Genomic DNA, 19,824 nt, shown 5'->3' on the forward strand with positions numbered 1-19,824 from the left:
ACTCCAAAAGTGCTATTACAATAGCTTTGCAAATATCGCAGATAATTATCCTACAATCCAACTGCCCACTTTAGGAATTTTGCTGATAATTTTTACTATCAGGTAGCTGATAACAACAGTTATCAGAAAATGAGCAGAAATTCCGACTAATGGGTGAATCCATGTAAAATTTATCTGGTATTCTCTTGATAATATCCTCAAAATTAAGGCATGAGCCAGATAGATACCATAGCTTGTCGTATCTAATTCGGTCATAACTTTGGGCAGAAAATCCACATTGCAAGTTTTCTGAAACAATAAAAATATGAAAACAGACATCAGCATTACAGGAAGACTTAAATAATCTGTATAATCATATATGTATTTTCCAGCCTGCCACGAAACTGTATAACAAATATAAGCTATTAGTGCCCAGGATGCTAAAAATAAGAGGATAAGCACAATTTTTGAGAGTTTTGTGCCAGAATTACCTAACCAATATCCTAATACGAAGTAGCCAACAAAGCCTGTGAAATACCTGATGTCAAATTTAATTTCAAATCCCAACCACTTGTTTACTAAAGTGTAAACTACATTGCCAACTACCCACAAGAATATAAAATAGCTGATTTCATTGCGCCGGGCATCATGATTTCGGCTATTTTCTGTGCCTTTAATCCATCGGCTGATAACCGGAGTAAAAGTATAAATGCCTAAAAGCATATACACAAACCATAAATGCCCTGCACCACCACCGCCACCGGTTAATATTTTCTTTACAAAATCACCAACAGTCCAGAGGGTTCTTTCATTGGCTAAACCCTTAAAATTAGACCAGATAATATAAATCAGACTCCAGATAAGAAAGGGCACAAAAATACGGGTAAAGCGTTTTTTGAGAAAACTATTTAACTCTTCATACTTGCCAATGAGTAAATAGCCTGAAAGCATGACAAATACAGGGACGGCAAATCGGCCAAAAACGTTGATGATATGGCAAATCCACCAGTCTGAATAAGGAATTTTCTTAACATGCAACGAACCATAGCCCGCTGCATGTAATAAAATAACTGTGAGCGTTGCAAAAACCCGGAGGTTTGTTACCCAATATTTTTTCATAGTTTTTCACCATCTCTGGTGCTATACTCTCCTTGTAAGGCATAGTAGCCGAATACAGACATTCCAAAAGAAATGATAGGGGCCAGAATAAAAGTATAGATAATAGCAGGTACAAGATCATTGCCTCCGGTCTTCCATAGGGGTAATGCCTGAAAGTAAATTAAGTAAATTCCGGCACTCACACCTATTAGAATCCACAAAATACCTAATGCTTTTCTGATTGCGTTCATAGTTTTTAAGGGTTAGTCGTGAATATTTCTGTCTTTTCCATTAATGTAGATCAATCCGATTACAAAGCATACCCCAGCAATGATAATAGGATAGTATAAACCTTGCAGATAGGGTTTATCAAATACCATTGCCTGCCCTGCTGCTTTCGCTTTAGTATTTATATCGTTTGCCTGTGTAGCCAGAAAAGTAGCAATAGCAGGCATTAAACCTCCGAATACTCCATTGCCGATATGGTAGGGCAGAGACATTGAAGAATACCGGATTTTAGTCGGAAACATTTCAACCAGAAAAGCTGCAATAGGGCCATAGGCCATTGTAACAAATATAATCAGGCAGAATACCAGTAGTACCAGTGTCCACTTATCGGTGTTGTTAATAGTAATGGTCTTTTTGGTTTCTGCTTTTGGTGGTGTAACAGATTTATCAGCCAGATTAGTGGTTTTTATTACTTCTTTCATAATGGTTCCATCTTCATAGTCGTGCATGGTTGTAGTTGTTACTACCGAATCTGCGATGGTTTTAGCAATCAGTTCTACCTGAATATTTGTTTTATCAGTAGTATTAATTTCTATTTTGTTAGCAACATTAACTGTCTGATAAATTTTGTCAAAGATAGGTCTATATAGTAATACAGCTAATAACATTCCGGCGAGCATAATGCCTTTTCTACCGATTTTATCAGACAAGGCTCCGAATACAATAAAGAAAGGAGTACCCATAATTAAGGCCCACATCATGATACTATTGGCCTGAACATCATCAATGTTACAGGTCTTTAACAGGAAACTCTGGGCATAGAACTGGCCTGTGTACCACACTACTCCCTGTCCCATTGTAGCTCCAAAAAGGGCTAATAAGACAAACTTGAAATTCAGTTTGTTGCCAAATGATTCTTTTAGCGGATTGGTTGAGATTTTTCCTTCTTTTTTTGCTTTTTCAAACAGGGGCGATTCTGACATATTACGGCGAATCAGGAAAGAAACTAATACCATCAGAATAGATACAAGGAAGGGTAAACGCCATCCCCATTCATCAAAAGCCTCTTTCGACATGGAAGTTCGTGTAATCATAATCACGCCTAATGATACAAATAGCCCTACTGTAGCTGTGGTTTGTATCCAGGAGGTCCAGTAACCTCTTTTATGGACTGGTGAGTGCTCGGCTACATAGGTGGCGGCACCGCCGTATTCACCACCTAATGCCAGGCCTTGTAATAATCTCAGCAAAAGAACCAGAATAGGAGCTAATGCACCAATGGTTTGATAACTTGGTATAAGTCCAATGGCGAAGGTAGCCCCTCCCATTAGCAAGAGAGTAACCATGAAAGTATATTTCCGGCCGATTAAATCACCTAAACGGCCAAACACCAAAGCCCCAAACGGCCTTACAACAAAACCTGCGGCAAAAGTGGCAAGAGTATTTAGAAAACCCGCCGTGGGGTTATCGGTCGGGAAAAACTTTGAAGCTAAAACTGTGGCAAGGCTACCAAAAATGTAAAAGTCGTACCATTCAATAAGCGTACCTACTGACGAAGCGCCAATAATGTAGCCCAAACTTTGCTTTTTTTGAGACATGTACTAATAGTTTAAGGGAATAGATTGATATTTTAATGGTTGGTTGCTGTTTTACTTTTTTGTACGTTCCCACTTGATAAGCATAAATTTATCATCAATTTCGGTTACTGTAACGCCAATGCCACGCAGATTTTCTCTGTTGGCATAAAATTCGATTAGTTCGGCGTAGGTCAGAATGAGTGTGCTTGGCCTGTAATTGTTTTTTCTGCCGGGAATTATGATCTGATATTTTCTGACCCAGTTCATTACAGAAACATGGCTAATACCCAAAAGTCGTTCAATTTCACGGAAACTGAGGCCCTCTAAATACAATTGTAACGCTTTTGTTACAAAATAGCCTTCGATACTTTTACCCAATTTATCAACGGTAAAATTGTATCCACAGTCTTTGCATTTGTAACGCTGCTTTTCTTTGACGATCCCATTTCTGGAAATATTGTTAGAATCACATTGAGGGCAGTGAGGGAGTTCCATTGTGTTCTATAGTTTTTTAGCAAAGATAATTTTTTTTAGGAGCATACAAAGTTTCAACTTAATATTATATTTCATAGCACGGTATAGTTAAACTTTGCTATTTTCTATTATTAATGATAATTAAAGCCGAATATTTATCATTTATGAAACTCTTGTCGGCATAAGTCAAGGTTTTTTTCGGTAAAATAAAAAAGACAAATTTTTTTGAAAAGTATAAATCCGGTTTTCTAAAGTCTCCGTATATATGTTTGATTAGGTAATCAACTTTATAGAAAAAAACTGAATAGCCATTTAAACTAAAACCCAAATGAAGTCTTTAATAGCAGGTTACTGCTATTAAAGACTATTTGAGTAATAACTTAATTGAAAACAATGATGCTATGATTTACGCTCTTGTTCACTTTTCGACTGGTGCGAAATAGTTGTAAGCTTGGAGTAGCTTAGTCGGATGTGCTTGAGCAAAAGAAGTGAGTAACAACTTTTGCTAAAACCAGAACGACTGCCAGAGTATTAACCTGTTATAAAAGAGTTAGAGAAACGAATACTTTTAGTGCAGTGCATTTCAGTTACGTAATCCGCAAAGTAAAAGCCCTAAAGAGAAAATCTTAGGGCTTATTTTTTTGTCGGAATTCGAGCCTCTTCTTAATTGAAAAATACCTGATATTGAATAATTGCCGAGCCTTTTCTGCTACTGGATTCGCCTTTGTTGTTACTATCGGTTAAGAAGAGGGGTCTGTCCTGATAAGCAAGAGTCAGTTTAGAATTATGGCCATTTAATAGCCAGACCACCCCAAAATCATAGAAGTTCATTCGCTGATTCAAGCGTTCATAATCGGCATGCTGGAAAGAAATATAAGGTAAAAGTGTAGTTTTGCCAATCAGGTTATCCTTGAATTTATAACCTATCTGCGTATAAAAGACATTACCAGTTCCGTAAGCCGGAAATCCATTGCCTGAACCATTAATCAGGTCTTTTCTGGAACTCCCGTTGGCAGGGTTCATTACTGCAAGATTACGAAGGTAGTTTTTGCCAAAATCAAAGTATCCGAGAGAAGCATAGGCACTTATAGACTGGCCTTCGGCACCTACAGGTGCATCATAATAGGCATCTAATGCTAATTGTACCATACTGGTTTGAACTGTATCGATTTTATTTGCAGCTAATGTCCACATGGCTTCAGGCTGATAAACGAATCCAGCGCCTATATTGAAAACCTTTTTTTTGCCAAGGTATGTGCCAGTCATATAAGGTGTAAGGTTGCTTTCCTGTTCAAGAAACTGCCATTGGAAATAGCCATTCCACTGAAACCTGGGTGGTTTTGAAGAAAAATTGGCAATATCGGCACTTAATACACTATTATAAGAGGCAGCTTTCTGAAAAGCCATTGGGTCTGATAAGGCAAGTCGATAATCAAATTTACCTAATTTGCCTTTGGCGTAGACCGATAGTTTCCTTAAGAACTGATCTGTGATATCGTTGGTTGATTGCTGATACAGAGGAGCATCAACACCTAATATACTTCCGACTGAAGGAGATGCAAAACGAGCCAGTCCACTCCAGGCAGCTAATCCACCTCCTAAAGAAAGTTTGTTTTTAATAAGCACATATTCACCCAGGGCATCGTGAATAAAGAAGCCAAATTTACGGTCTGAAATGCCATTAAAGTTGTTTTCTCCAAACTGGCTGTAAATAAAGACTCTATCAGTCAGTTGCCCATAAAATTGGATTCTGAAACGACGGATGCCAATATCCCATTTATTAGAAGAGGCATATCCAAAAATCGTTGAGCCCTCATTTAACTGTGTGTTACGCAACCAGGCCTGATTTACCATTGTAAGTTTTACATAACGAGAGCCGTCATCATTGAGTGTCAGTTTTCCATCTTTTAAAACCTGTGCCTGCAAAAACAGCGGAGATGAAACAATGATGAGATATAAAAAGACAGTTTTAGCAAATTTCATAAGATTATCTTCGGTGTGATTCAATAAAAATTGTTTAACTGATTGGACCTGAGCCTGAGAGTACGTAACAACAGATTCTTTTAGTTAAAATTTATTAAGTTGGCAGTCTTTGAGTAGCTTATTAAAATAAAGACGCCTAAACGATAAGCGTATGAGAAACCTATCGATAAGCGCCTTATTGAAACAAACGCAAACTGTAAGATTATTTTTTCACCTCTTCAACTTTTTTGTTTTTTGTCTTATTGAAGTCAAAGTTATAAACGTCTTCTAAAGCATCGTTGTCTTTTGAATCTATCTCAATAATAGTCTTAATAAGACCCGAGTGCAAATTAAGTACCCAACCATGTAATTTTGGATATTCATCGTTGTTCCACGCGTTTTGTACAATCGTAGTTTTAGCGAGGTTTTTTACCTGTTCTATTACATTAACTTCCACTAACCGGTCAAAACGTTCCTTGTCATCATCAATGCTTTGCAGCTCGTCCTGGTATTTTGCATAGACATCCTTTATATTGCGCAGCCAGTTATTAATCAATCCATAATCATTGTTGGTCATAGATGCTTTTACGCCCCCACATTGATAATGACCTACTACCAGAATATGCTTTACTTTCAATACTTCAACGGCATATTGTAATACACTTAGCATACTCATGTCAGTATGTATGACTAAATTAGCGACATTGCGGTGTACAAAAATTTCACCAGGTTGTGTACCTGTTACCTGATCGGCAGGTACACGGCTGTCCGAACAGCCAATCCAAAGAAATTCGGGTTTCTGATCGGCAGCTAAGTTGGTAAAATAGGTAGGGTCTAACTGAAGTTTTTCAGCTGCCCATGCTTTATTAGCTAACAAGAGTTTTTGATACGATTCCATCGCTTTTTCTATAATTTAATTTTCTTCTTTTAATATTTTTAAATTCAATATTGATATGTCTGACTTTGGCTTCTGTCTGAAACTCTTCTAAAGTAAGGAATATATCATGATCAATAAAGGTGGTTTTGCTGCCATCAACCAAAACCTGGTCACCAGACTTTAATGTGGCCAGATTTTGCATTAACTCCGATTTATTGAAGTAGAAAATGTCTTTATTGAAGGTAATTAACACGTTTTTATCTTGTCTTACGACAGTCATTGAACCTTTATAGTTGGTATAGAGAATATATATCATGGCTATGGCCACACCTATGGCTATGCCAGTAAGCAAATCTGTAAATACAACGGCTAAAACCGTTATTATAAAAGGCACAAACTGGTCTGGACCTTCTTTAAACATTGATTTGAACATACTTGGTTTTGCCAGTTTGTAGCCTACCATAATCAGAACCGCTGCTAAAGAGGCAAGCGGAATGAGATTAAGCAAACCCGGAATACTTAAAGTACAGACCAGAAGGATAATACCATGAATGATTGCTGATAATTTTGATTTATTGCCAGACTGGATATTAGCAGAACTACGGACAATAACCTGGGTAACTGGCAAACCTCCTATTAAACCTGAAATAATGTTACCAGAGCCCTGGGCTATTAATTCACGATTGGTTGGAGTGAGTCGGCTTTGTGGGTCTAATTTGTCAGTTGCTTCGACAGAGAGGAGGGTTTCAAGGCTGGCAACAATGGCAATTACAAAAGCAGTTTTCCAGATAAGTGGATTGGATATAGCAGAAAAATCGGGAAAGACTAAGAAACTTGTAATATCAGATAGAGAATTAGTAACAGGTAAGTTTACTAAATGATTATTCTGTAAATGAAAGTTAGGAGGTAATATACTCAAGCCACTGTTTAAAAATACACCTAATAGTACAGCAAGGAGAGGACCCGGAACAATACTTAAAATTTTGTTTCTTTTGATGAAGTCTGTATCCCAAAATATCAAAACAAGTATAGAAATGACTCCAATAATCAGCGCGCCTTCATTCAGGCGATCGGTGATGTTTAATAACTCTGAGAAAGTGTTTTCGCCATCTTTCTGAATAAAGTTTTCATCTCCTTCGTAATCCTGATCAATACCGAAAACATGGGGAATTTGTTTCAGAATAATAATAATGCCTATAGCCGTGAGCATACCTTTGATTACGGAAGAAGGGAAGTAGTAACCTATAACACCGGCTTTGACTGCTCCAAGAATAATCTGAATGAATCCGGCTAAAACCACAGCAAGAATGAAGGAATCAAATGCACCTAATTCTGTGATGGCGTTGAGCACTATAACGGTAAGGCCGGCAGCAGGCCCAGCTACACCTACTTGTGAGCCACTAATGGCACCAACTACTATACCACCCACTATGCCTGCAACGACCCCTGAAATTAACGGTGCTCCAGAAGCCAGGGCTATACCTAAGCAAAGTGGGAGTGCAACCAGAAAGACCACAAGCCCAGATGGGAAATCATGTTTCAGATTTGAAAAGTTTAATAATGATTTCATGTTTTATATAGAATGATAGTTCAGAAATTCTATAGTTTATTTAAGCTTAATATCTTAAAATTTTAAAATATCAAATAAAATATAATGCAGAACAACTGATAAATAAATTAAGAATAGTAGACACCATTCGTTAAGAAACAAGTGTTTTCTTGTTTAAGCAATCCTATTGTTTATAGCAATAGTGGGTATTAATTATGCTTTGGGAGGGGGCGATTGGATCAATCGAATAGGAAACAGTTCTGAAGATTGTGTGAAAAAGTAAATACTTTTTTCAGAAGAGAAGTATTTAAATGTAAAGTTTAGCCCCAAAAAAGACATCAGATACTTATTTGGCTCACTTTTTTTGTCCTGATTTTCATTCTCGCATTCATTTTCATCACTTTCGCAGGGATCTACACTGCAGCAGATTACCTCGCCAAAGAAACCTTTGACGTATTCGCTGAAAGTCGAACACTCGATAATCAGAAACAGAAATAAGACTGCAATTCTATTAATCATACGATGGTAATGCGAGATCGCTCATTTAGGTGCGTAACGAAAAATCCCGAACTTTTGTTCAAAGATACAAAGGAATACTTGCAAAAAATTATAGATGTGGAGATTTTATTAGAATTTAATTTTGAATCCTGATTTGCAGGCAGCTAATCAGTAACCCAATTTCTCCAAAAATCTGCTTCGGGCATTTGCCATCTTTTCTGTTTGGCGGGAGTCAAACCAGATAAAATGTCCGGCTCCTGTCAAAGGTAAAAATGTAAGGTTATAGTTTCCGGCAGTTACCATGTCTTCTCCGAATTTCCGGGCTGACTGATAGGGTACATTCCTGTCGAGTGTTCCATGAAAAATCAGTGCTGGCGGAAAGTCTTTTCTTATGAGATAGTTCGGAGATATTTCTTTTGCCTGATTTTTATCTTTTAAATCTTTTCTGATCCATGCTGTCAGGTCATCAGTTAAATCGTACACACCAGCATTAATTATCAGGGCATTCGGTTTGGCACTGAACTTTAAATTGTCTGTTTTTTCGTTCCAGTTATCAACCAAAGCAGTGGTCAAAGCCAGATGCCCTCCGGCAGAATTGCCTGTTGCAATAATTCTGGTGGTATCTACTTTATAAACATCGGCATTTTGCCTTATCCATCGTATGGCAGATTTAGCGTCCATTACCGCTTCAAATGGTAACGTTCCGTGTCGGCTATACGTCCGGTACTCAACAGCACAGGCTACCCAGCCTTTTTGTGCATAGCTCTGGCAAGTAGAAAAAAACCAATCCGGCTTGCCCTCTGACCAGCTACCCCCGTGAAAAAATACAATAGCAGGTCTTTTCTCAGTCTGATTGTCAGGTACAAAAAGGTGTATATCTAAACTAAAAGATCCTACTGTCTTGTAGGTTTTAATTATATGCCCTTCTTTTCCTGCCAAATCTTCTGTATAGATATTATTTATTTTGTTTAGATAAACTGTGTCTTTGCAGGTTGTATTAAACTCTTTATATATGGTATCAATGTGCTTAATACCATTATTATCTATTTGATTGAAAAGATACTCATATTGCCAGTATTCTCTGCATTTAAGATTAGAAACATATTTTGGAATCAGTTTCCATTGTGCCTTGAAATGTTGGTTATCCTGATTTTTATAAAGGCCTTTTCTGAGTTCGAGATAGGTTTGAAATGATAAAAAGGCTTTAAAGTAATTTGTGAAATCTGAGTTTTTCAGTAATTCCGGTTTATTAAAGTCGGTAAGATTAGTTTTTAGCATTTCTGGTATTTTTGAAGTTGTGGCTAAAACCTTTCCTCCATAAACCTCGTGTGTAAGTGGATAGTCAATCAATAGTTTGTCGAAATAATACTTAATTTCCAACTGTTGATTTTCAACATAAACTGTCTCAAGTTTAGCTTTATACTTATTAAGGGTAGCATCAAAGCCTTTCCTGGCTGAATCTATTTTATCAATAAATGCTTTTTCGGGTAGCGCATATATTTGACTATAATTCGGATAAAAACTATCACTGAATTTCTTGCCCAAAGCTTTTAGTTCTGCCTGATAACTTTGCTGGTTTTGATTTACAGGCTTTTGTGATTCTTGTGCCCGGAGTTGGTGTATGAATAGTAATAGGATAAGTGTTAATTGCTTAATCATAAATTTATAAAGAGGAATGGTTGTGAAGTTCAATGGAGCAATTTACTTTTTTTATTTCGATTCTTCGGTAGAAAAGGGCTATTATCTATTTATCGTGAATGTGAAATATGAAAAAGCTCATTATTATAACCTATGAATCGAATTTGTCGAAAATTTTAATTCTCGTACTTTTGCTATGATTTATGGTATATCAGAACTAAAGGTTTTATGGATTTGGAAATACTGAAAAAAGCAAGAGATACGGCACATCAGATTCAGGAGTCGGATATTCAGACGTATATTCTGAAAAATCAGAAAAGGATGGATGCCGATTTCTTGCGATTAGTAGCCGACCAATGGATAGCCCGTAAAAAAGCCCGTTATAAATTACCAATCTGGTATGCCAATACCCATATCATTTTCCCGGCTCCTTTGTCAGTTGAACAGTCGTCCTCCGAAATAACGGCAGATTACAAAGCCAGACTTTTTCATAAATCAACCCATAAACAATTAACAGATCTTACAGGAGGAATGGGTGTAGACACCTCTGCATTTGCCCGGCATTATAATCAGGTAATATATGTGGAAAGAAATGAGACCTTGTGCCAGATAGCCCGATATAATTTTGATGTACTGGGTTTCAAAAATATAAAGGTGATTAACGAAGAAGCAGGCAGTTTTCTGAATCAGATAACTATTGAACCTGATACAGATTGTTATATAGACCCTGCTCGAAGAAATGCCGCTAAAAATAAAGTATTTAAAATAGAAGATTGCGAACCAGATATACTGAAAATAAGACACCAATTAGGCAATTATCTGATAAAATATTCGCCAATTCTGGATATAAAACAAGCAATTGAACAACTTAAGCCTATTTCGGAAGTATTTGTAGTAGCAGTTGAGAATGAAGTGAAGGAACTTTTATTTCTAAAACAAAAGGAGATCCCAGAGCCAGCTATTGTCTGTACGAATTTTCTTGGTGATTCGTTTCAGCATTTCAGGTTCAGCTATGAATATGAACAGGCTGCATACATTTCCTATAGTGAGCCAAAGAAATATATTTATGAACCCAATCCTACTATTTTAAAAGCGGGAGCCTTTAAGCTTGTGGGAAATGTATTTGGCCTTGAAAAGCTTGCCCCTAATAGCCATATTTACACTTCTGATGAATTGAAAGCTGACTTTCCAGGTCGTATATTTAAATGCGAAGCGGTTTGTAAATTTGATAAAAAAGAAATCTTATCTAAACTTCCGGGCAATCAGGCAAATATATCTACCCGAAATTTTCCGATGAAGCCAGAAGAAATTAAAAAGAAATTGGGATTGAAAGATGGAGGAGATATGTATCTTTTTGCTACCGAGAACCATCATCAACAGAAAATAGTTTTAATTTGCAGGAAAACTACTCAGACTGATGTTTGACGAATATATGGTTTTTTGTTGTTACCTGACAGTTTATTTTTAGTCAAAAATAAAAAAAGAATCGTGATGAAAAAAATAGGCACATTACTAATAGTTTTATACATGAGCCAAGGGTTATATGCACAGACTATTTTGAGCGGCTCTGAGCTTTTTGGCAAAGACCGTAAAGATGGGTTTTATATGACCCTGAGTGTTGAAAAGAAATTTATTGAAAAAGACTGGCCACTATTTTTAGCCAAATATGGTAGTATATCTCAGAACAGAGACGTATATAATATAGCATCGGCCAGTATCCCCGACCTAACATCTGAACCTGTCAATCTATTGACTAAAATTATCTCTGACCAGAAATCAAAAACGAAGGTTTTTGCCTCTTTTGATATTGGTGGTACTCCTGTCTCAGGTAGTTCTGGTAGTTATTATGAAGTCGAAAAATTTATGAAAGAATTTTATAATTATGCCATGCAGAATGAAGATGTAAGATTGGCAGAAAGAGATGCAGGTGAATCACAGAAGAATTTTGACAGAGTAGAAAAAACAGGGAAGCGGATAGCAAGAGATATTGAAAGAAACAAACGTGAGAAAGAGACTTTATTGCGCAAAATTGAAGAAAATAAGGTAGAATTAGAAAAACTATTAGAAGAAGAAATTGCCAATAAGCAGGATTTGGAAAATGCAAAAATAGCTTTGGAAGAAAAACAAAAGTCTTTAAGTACAGTAAAAACCAAAAAACAATAGTTGATGCAATCGCTTACGACTCTTGGGCTTAAATTGCCAAGTGACCCCAGATGGGTAAATATTGCAGAGATGAATCTGGCAGATATTTTAATAGACCATGCTTTTTGTGAGCAAAAAGCAGCTTCTTCTTGTATATCTCTGATTGTTCGTTATCCTGATAAGGAAAAATTGGTAGAGATTCTTACGCCTGTTGTAGCAGAGGAGTGGGGGCATTTTCAGCGTGTTTTAAAGGAAATGCGGAATCGAGGTATTAAACTGACACATAAACGTAAAGATGAATATGTAGAAAAACTACAGAACTGTTTGCAAAAAACCAGCGATTATAATATCCGGCTACTGGAGCAATTACTTTTATGTGCATTAATAGAGGCCCGGAGTGCCGAGCGATTCAAATTGCTTTCTGAGAATATAGCAGACGAAAGCCTGAGGAAGTTTTATCATGAACTGATGATTTCTGAAGCAGGACATTACCGCAATTTTATAGAACTGGCAGAAGAATATATGCCGAAAGAAGTAGTAAGGAAGAGATGGGAAACGTTTTTGGCGCAGGAAGCAGAAATAATGAGGAACCTGGAGGTAAGAAAAGATAGATTTCATTAAATCTGTCTTTTTTTTTGAATTAATTTCTATGAGGAACAATTCTTGCTTTTTGATGCAGGAGAATACTTTGCTATTCATATTGTATTATAGCAACAAGTTTTTTGATTTTTACAAGTGATTAGAGAAGGGGTATTTCTTCGTGTGCATTTTTTTTTATTTTTGCGACAACCACCTAAATGAACCTATTATGACAGAATTGGCGGAGAAGATACGACTTAACCTAAGAAAAGATAATAAAGGCTGGAAAAGATGGGGCCCTTACCTGTCGGAAAGACAGTGGGGAACTGTTCGCGAGGATTACAGCGTATATGGTAGCACATGGGACTACGTTTCTCATGATATGGCCCGTTCGTGGGCGTATAGATGGGGAGAAGATGGAATTGGTGGGGTTTCGGATAATAAACAGTTTCTGTGTATTGCTTTTTCTTTCTGGAATCACCAGGATAAAATCGTGAAAGAACGCCTTTATGGCCTGGCGGGCTCTGAAGGTAATCATGGAGAAGATGTAAAAGAACTGTATTATTACCTTGATAGTACGCCTACGCATTCGTATATGAAGATGCTTTACAAGTACCCGCATAACGAATTTCCCTATAAGAAAATTATTGACGAGAATTCTAAACGCTCAAGGAAAGACCCGGAATTTGAAATTCTGCAAACTGGCATTTTCGATAATAATGAGTATTTTGACATATTTATTGAATATGCTAAAGCTGATGAATCGGATATGTTAATTAAGGTTACAGCGCATAACCGTGGTAAAAAAGCTGCCCCTCTTACAATATTGCCCACTATATGGTTTAGAAATACGTGGTCGTGGGGGTACGAAAATTTCAAGCAAAGACCGATTCTTACCGGAATTGCCAATTCACAGATCGAGGCCAATCATCATCTTGTTGGTAAATACAAGTTTTATATAGAAGATGCTGATGAACTGATATTCTGTGAGAATGAAACCAATATGGAGCGGGTGTTTGGCAAACCTAATAATACCATGTATGTAAAAGATGGTATTAGTAATTATGTTATTACAGGCAAGGATAAATATGTGAATCCGAATCGGATTGGTTCAAAGGCAGCGGCTAAATTTACTAAAAAAATACCAGCCGAAGGTTCGGTAAGTATCCGCCTCAGATTCAGTCAGAATAAGCATAGTAAGCCGTTTACAGATTTTGATGAAATATTTGCGCTCAGATTGCAGGATGCAGAAGATTTCTATGCAGAGGTACAAAAAAACATCCAAGGTGAAGAGCTTAAGAAAATCCAGCGGCAGGCATTTGCCGGTATGATGTGGAACAAGCAGTTTTACTATTATAATATTAATGAATGGATAAATGGCGATCCGAAAATGCCATTTGAATTTAAAGGCCGTGCCTACCAGCGAAATCATACATGGAAGCATGCTTATATGGCGAATATCCTTTCAATGCCGGATAAATGGGAGTATCCGTGGTTCGCGGCATGGGATTTGGCCTTTCATACACTTACCTTAGCCCGTATTGATCCTGATTTTGCCAAAAGACAGTTAGCCGTTATTCTTCGCGAGTATTATATGCACCCCAATGGGCAATTACCTGCCTATGAGTGGAATTTTTCTGATGTAAACCCTCCGGTACATGCATGGGCAACCTGGAAAGTCTATGAAATCGATAAAAAGAATAATGGTAAAGGGGATATCCTGTTTTTAGAGAAGGTTTTTCATAAATTATTGATGAATTTTACCTGGTGGGTTAATCAGAAAGATGAAGAAGGTAACAATATATTCGGGGGAGGCTTTCTGGGCCTTGATAACATCGGGGTATTTGATCGTAATACACAGATTCCGGGTGTAAAGCTGGAACAGGCTGACGCCACAGGGTGGATGGCGATGTACACCTTGAATATGCTGCGTATTGCCTGTGAAATTTCACTTGAAAGGCCTGTGTATCAGGACATGGCGTCCAAGTTTTTTGAGCATTTTCTGCATATTGCAGGAGCTATCAATAAGCCTATCAAAGGAAATGATTTAGGTTTGTGGGATGAGGGAGACCAATTCTATTATGATAAATTACACGCTCCTAATGGCGAGACTATCTTTATGAAAATCCGGTCTTATGTAGGGCTGATTCCTCTCTGTGCAGTTGAAGTGCTGAATGAAGAAACCCTGGCAAAATTACCTGATTTCAAAAGAAGACTCGAATGGGTATTAAATAACCGGCCGGACTTAGCTTCTCTGATTTCGCGTTGGCACGAGCCAGGAAAGGGTGAGACACACCTGTTATCGTTACTGAGAGGGCATCGAATGAAAATGGTTGTGAAACGTATGTTCGATGAAGCTGAGTTTCTATCAGATTATGGTCTTCGCTCTTTATCGAAGTGTCATGACGAGCATCCCTATAAATTTAATATGCAGGGAGAGATGCTGAGTGTCAAATATACACCTGCTGAATCAGACCTGAGTATAATGGGTGGAAACTCCAACTGGCGTGGGCCAATCTGGTTTCCGATCAATTATCTGATAATTGATGCCATGTTGAAATTCTACGAATATTATGGTGATGATTTTGAGATTGAATACCCAACCAATTCGGGTAATATCATGTCAATAAAAGATGCTACAATGATGGTAGCTCAACGCCTTATTAATATTTTTATGATGAATAAGACTAATCAAAGACCTGCCATGACAGGCGTTGACAGATTTGATAATGATCCTTATTTTAAAGACCTCTATCTTTTTTATGAATATTTTAATGGGGATAACGGGGCAGGATTGGGTGCTGCCCATCAGTGTGGGTGGACAGGGCTTGTAGCTGATTTAATTGATGCTGTAAGCGAGTATAGCGCAGTAAGTACAGACTTAAGCAAGAGTCTGGTTTAATAATTTGCCAAATATTATTTGGCATTGCTTTGGGTATTCCTTCTGCCTCTCTTTTGTACTGCTGGAAGAGGGGCATTTTTATAGCATTTCTTAAGGGAAAACCTGGATTGTAGAGGTTAATTCCAAATAATATTTCGTTCAATCTTCTTTTAAGTATTCCACTTTCATATCTTTGTATAATTAATCCAACAAACAAAACCAGCAATGAAAAAAGTATTAAAAGCATTAAATATCAAGGCTGTTAACAACGGAGTAAGTACAGGGGTGGAAAATTGGGCAGGAGGCGGTAAGATTCTGAGTTCTTACTCTCCGGTTGATGGAGAACTTATAGGAAAGGTCCGGCAAGCAACACATGATGACTACGAAAAGGTAATTATTAAAGCCGAAGAAGCCTATAAAATATGGAGAGAGGTGCCTGCACCAAAACGTGGTGAAATTGTTCGCCAGATGGGAGATGCGCTTCGTGCCAATAAAGATAATCTGGGCAGACTGGTAAGTTATGAGATGGGTAAGAGTCTGCAAGAAGGTTGGGGAGAAGTACAGGAAATGATTGACATATGCGATTTTGCAGTGGGGTTGTCTCGTCAGTTATATGGGCTAAGTATGCATTCTGAACGGTTACAGCATCGGATGTATGAGCAATGGCATCCGTTGGGAATTGTAGGAATCATTTCAGCTTTTAATTTTCCGGTTGCTGTTTGGTCCTGGAACTCTATGTTGGCCTGGGTTTGTGGTGATGTATGCGTGTGGAAGCCTTCTGAAAAAACACCTTTGTCGGCTATTGCCTGTCAGAATATTATTCAGGAAGTGTTGCGCAGTAATAATGTGCCTGAAGGAATATCAGGTTTAATTGTCGGTGACAGAAAAGTAGGTGAGTGGTTATCGAACGATTTAAGAGTGCCACTAATTTCTGCCACAGGGTCTACCCGCATGGGCAAAGCAGTAGGCCAGGCAGTAGCAGGTCGTTTGGGCAGAAGTCTACTGGAATTAGGTGGCAATAATGCTATTATCGTAACAGAAAATGCTGATTTACAGATTGTTATTCCTGCGGTTGTCTTTGGCGCAGTAGGTACGGCAGGACAAAGATGTACTACTACACGCCGCCTTATTCTTCATGAAAATATTTATGAAAATGTTAAGAGCCGGCTAATAAAAATCTACTCGCAATTACGTATTGGTAACCCTTTAGATACCGATAACCATGTAGGTCCGTTGATTGACACTGATGCAGTAAATAATTATAAAGTTGCGATTGAAAGAGTAGCTGATGAAGGTGGAAATATACTTTTTGGTAATGAGGTATTAAATGGTAGTGAGTATGAATCAGGCTGCTATGTAAAACCAACCATTGTAGAGGTTGCTAATCAGACTCCAATGGTTTGCCATGAGACCTTTGCTCCAATTCTGTATTTAATAAAATACAAAACGCTTGACGAGGCCATAGCCATACAGAATGGTGTACCCCAAGGATTATCCTCAGCTATTTTTACACTTAATCTTCGTGAAGCAGAGCAGTTCCTGTCGGCAAATGGCTCAGACTGCGGAATTGCGAATGTAAATATTGGTACATCAGGTGCCGAGATAGGTGGGGCTTTCGGTGGAGAAAAAGAAACCGGAGGGGGGCGTGAGAGTGGTTCTGATGCCTGGAAAAACTATATGCGTCGCCAGACTAATACAATCAATTACAGTACGAACTTACCATTGGCACAGGGCATTAAGTTTGATATATGACAAATAGCCTTGAAATGGAGTTAACTGATTTGTATGGTTACTTTGATTTATGGCTTATTGACTGTTAAAAAAAACCTTGCCTACTTGTCGGAATAATATTCGAAAGAAGTGCTTAACTACTCTTATGATTTAATAAAAAAGCAAATCAGGCACTAATAAATCAGAGTTCAGAACATATTATCTATTACACCAAAACCGATGTTAGCAATAGCTTCGGTTTTTTTGTTAAAAAAGGATTTTTTTTCTACGAATTTTATGCCAAAATTCTAAGTGTCACCTTTTAATAACTTAAAAAAGTGCAATTTTTTTCTTGTTTTTTGGCTTAACCTATAAAACTTACCAAATATCCCTCTTTTTCTTCTGAATATCGAAAAGTCCGTTCTTTCATCTTTTATTAGCTGACCTTTGTCATGTAAAATGGCTTGAAAATTGCTATTTTATCTAACGATCATAAATATTATTTAAACGATGAAAACAAGATTTTATCAATTATTGACAGTAACTTTTGCTATTTTATTAAATGCCTGTGCCCCGGAAATCGTAGACTTAGTACCTACTCCTGGTACTAACAACTCTGCCTCTAAAATGGATAAATTGAGTATTCCAGCCAATTTTAATTTTAATACAAGTGGAGAAATAAAATTTGATATAGGCACCTTTGATAATGCAGACAAGCCAATAAAGGGTGTGGTAGTATCGGTTTATAGTTATCCTGAAGAGCAATTATTATTTAAAGGCATTACTTCATCTGCGGGTTTGTTAAGTATAAGCCAGAAAATACCTACTTATGTCAAACAAGTAGTTATAAAACCAAATTATATCGGATTGCCTTCACAGATGATTGTAACAATTGCCAACAATAAAGTGCAATTGACTTTAGGTGGCAAAAACCCGCAAATATCCGGTTATGTAGTTGAGCCAGCGATTCCAACTATGATCGCCGGAGCCAGAACTAATGCACAAGATTATCCGCCTATTTCGTATATGGGTAGCTGGGATAGCAATGGTGTGCCTAAATATTTAGAAAGTACAAGAGATGCCGTTTCTTCAAGCTTTTTAGAGAAAATCAATTCAAGTGTTCCTGAAGGGCAGCCAGTTCCATCGGCGCATCCGGACTTTTTGAATACTGCTAATCGCAATTATTTGGTTATTAAAGAGTTATCAGACGTATGGGTAACATTTGTGCATGAAGGTGCTGGTTGGTTAAATACCTTAGGCTACTATACATTTGATCCGGCGGCTCCACCAACCAAGCCATCGGATATATCAAAAATTAATATCATTTTCCCAAATGTTTCCTACAAAGGCGATGGTGGTGGTTTAGTGACAGGCGATAAAGTAAAATTAGGCAGATTCAATGCTAATACTGCAATCGGATTTGTTCTTTTAGCAAATGCCTACAGCTCAAACACTGTCGGTAAAGGCTATTACGCACATTATAGCCAGGATGCCTTAAATATTGAAACGCAAGCAAATCTTCGTCGTCATTTGATTGTGTTGAACGACCCTGAGACAAATCGCATGGTACTTGCTTTTGAGGATGTTAGCCGCCAGAATACTCCAATTAATTGTGATAACGACTTTAACGATGCCATTTTCTTTGCCACATCGAATCCGGTTAAAGCTATTGATACAGATAATGTCCCTGTAGTAGATTCAGCAAAAGATACCGATGGAGATGGAGTAGGTGACAGCCGTGATGAGTATCCGAATGATCCGGCAAGAGCAATAAACAATTACACTCCATCAAAAAACACATACAGCACCTTGGCTTATGAAGATTTGTGGCCGTCCCAAGGCGATTACGATTTGAATGACCTTGTTGTGAACTATCAGTTTCAGGAAGTATTAAATGCCTCGAATCAGGTAGTTGAAATGAAGGTGAAGGCATATGTTAAGGCTATTGGTGCTTCGTTTGCCAGTGGATGGGGATTCCAGATCCCAATTGATCCATCAGCAGTGAAATCGGTAACAGGAGCATCATTAACAGACGGTAAGATTAAAACTGCTTCGAATGGTTTAGAAGCAGATCAGAAATATGCCGTGGTGATTGCCTTTGACAATGCCTTTAAGCGAATGAAATCTTATGACGGGTTTGTTAATACGGCACAAGGGTCGTCTATTGTAGCCCCTACAGATACTTTAAATTTAAATATTGTATTTACGAGTCCTGTCAATAAAAGTACGTTAGGTAATGCTCCGTTCAATCCGTTCAGTTTCAGAACCAATGAAAGAGGTAAAGAAGTACATTTACCAAACATGGCTCCAACCAGTAGGGCTGATCTATCTTTATTTGGTACAGGTAATGATCAGTCGCAACCAACAAAGGGTATTTACTATAAAACAGCTACAGGCTTACCGTGGGCACTTGATTTTACAACAGAGTTCAGGTATCCTGCAGAAACACAAGCTATTATTGATAGCTATCTGAAGTTTGCAGAATGGGCAGAAAGTGGGGGAACGTCTTATCCGGACTGGTATCTTCAGAAAACCGGATATACAGACGAAAGCAAGATATTTAAGAGTAAATAATTGATAAAAATTTGTGATAGGGAATCGCTATCGTCGGCTGACGGTAGCGATTTTATTT

General features: G+C 37.7%; 14 protein-coding genes. 6 read left to right on the forward strand and 8 right to left on the reverse strand.

Translation table 11 applies throughout. From position 1 onward, the window contains the following. Nucleotides 1-45: 45 nt before the first annotated feature. The 8 genes from H1R81_RS04930 to H1R81_RS04965 form a co-directional block, all read right to left on the reverse strand. On the reverse strand, nucleotides 46-1,098 hold the full coding sequence (locus tag H1R81_RS04930; RefSeq protein WP_181839550.1) for an acyltransferase: 1,053 nt from the start codon (nucleotides 1,096-1,098) through the stop codon (nucleotides 46-48). Beyond that, the gene (locus H1R81_RS04935; protein WP_181839551.1) at nucleotides 1,095-1,328 is read right to left on the reverse strand and encodes a DUF6814 family protein; all 234 of its coding nucleotides are present in this window, start codon (nucleotides 1,326-1,328) and stop codon (nucleotides 1,095-1,097) included. The genes H1R81_RS04930 and H1R81_RS04935 overlap by 4 nt, the downstream gene beginning before the upstream one ends. Before the next feature lie 12 nt (nucleotides 1,329-1,340). Then, nucleotides 1,341-2,903, reverse strand: a complete 1,563-nt coding sequence (locus tag H1R81_RS04940) for an MFS transporter (RefSeq protein WP_181839552.1) — start codon at nucleotides 2,901-2,903, stop codon at nucleotides 1,341-1,343. Nucleotides 2,904-2,954: 51 nt separating this feature from the next. Beyond that, nucleotides 2,955-3,377 (reverse strand): terminase gpP N-terminus-related DNA-binding protein, encoded by a 423-nt coding sequence (locus H1R81_RS04945; RefSeq protein ID WP_181839553.1) that lies wholly within the window; start codon nucleotides 3,375-3,377, stop codon nucleotides 2,955-2,957. Nucleotides 3,378-4,019: 642 nt separating this feature from the next. Then, nucleotides 4,020-5,339: a hypothetical protein gene (locus tag H1R81_RS04950; protein WP_181839554.1), complete on the reverse strand. Its 1,320-nt coding sequence runs from the start codon at nucleotides 5,337-5,339 to the stop codon at nucleotides 4,020-4,022. Between the two features lie 202 nt (nucleotides 5,340-5,541). Further along, the gene (locus H1R81_RS04955; protein ID WP_181839555.1) at nucleotides 5,542-6,216 is read right to left on the reverse strand and encodes a carbonic anhydrase; all 675 of its coding nucleotides are present in this window, start codon (nucleotides 6,214-6,216) and stop codon (nucleotides 5,542-5,544) included. Beyond that, nucleotides 6,185-7,765 (reverse strand): SulP family inorganic anion transporter, encoded by a 1,581-nt coding sequence (locus H1R81_RS04960; protein WP_181839556.1) that lies wholly within the window; start codon nucleotides 7,763-7,765, stop codon nucleotides 6,185-6,187. Before H1R81_RS04960 ends, H1R81_RS04955 begins: the two co-directional genes overlap by 32 nt. Before the next feature lie 645 nt (nucleotides 7,766-8,410). After that, the gene (locus H1R81_RS04965) at nucleotides 8,411-9,901 is read right to left on the reverse strand and encodes an alpha/beta hydrolase (protein WP_181839557.1); all 1,491 of its coding nucleotides are present in this window, start codon (nucleotides 9,899-9,901) and stop codon (nucleotides 8,411-8,413) included. A 207-nt stretch (nucleotides 9,902-10,108) separates the two neighbouring features. Here H1R81_RS04965 and H1R81_RS04970 point away from each other — a divergent pair, with 207 nt between their 5' ends. From H1R81_RS04970 to H1R81_RS04995, 6 genes are all read left to right on the forward strand, one after another. Then, nucleotides 10,109-11,305: a class I SAM-dependent methyltransferase gene (locus H1R81_RS04970; RefSeq protein ID WP_181839558.1), complete on the forward strand. Its 1,197-nt coding sequence runs from the start codon at nucleotides 10,109-10,111 to the stop codon at nucleotides 11,303-11,305. A 66-nt stretch (nucleotides 11,306-11,371) separates the two neighbouring features. Further along, complete coding sequence (locus tag H1R81_RS04975) at nucleotides 11,372-12,043, forward strand: hypothetical protein (protein ID WP_181839559.1); 672 nt, start codon at nucleotides 11,372-11,374, stop codon at nucleotides 12,041-12,043. Nucleotides 12,044-12,046: 3 nt separating this feature from the next. Continuing rightward, entirely contained in the window at nucleotides 12,047-12,643 is a 597-nt protein-coding gene (locus H1R81_RS04980; RefSeq protein WP_181839560.1) for a tRNA-(ms[2]io[6]A)-hydroxylase, read from the forward strand. 187 nt (nucleotides 12,644-12,830) lie between these two features. Further along, nucleotides 12,831-15,503 (forward strand): MGH1-like glycoside hydrolase domain-containing protein, encoded by a 2,673-nt coding sequence (locus H1R81_RS04985; protein WP_181839561.1) that lies wholly within the window; start codon nucleotides 12,831-12,833, stop codon nucleotides 15,501-15,503. A 204-nt stretch (nucleotides 15,504-15,707) separates the two neighbouring features. After that, entirely contained in the window at nucleotides 15,708-17,234 is a 1,527-nt protein-coding gene (locus H1R81_RS04990) for an aldehyde dehydrogenase family protein (protein WP_181839562.1), read from the forward strand. A 468-nt stretch (nucleotides 17,235-17,702) separates the two neighbouring features. Further along, nucleotides 17,703-19,766 (forward strand): LruC domain-containing protein, encoded by a 2,064-nt coding sequence (locus tag H1R81_RS04995; protein WP_181839563.1) that lies wholly within the window; start codon nucleotides 17,703-17,705, stop codon nucleotides 19,764-19,766. Nucleotides 19,767-19,824 lie beyond the last annotated feature (58 nt).

Origin of the sequence: Emticicia sp. BO119 (genome assembly GCF_013912375.1) — a bacterium.
In the GTDB taxonomy this organism is placed as follows: domain Bacteria; phylum Bacteroidota; class Bacteroidia; order Cytophagales; family Spirosomataceae; genus Emticicia.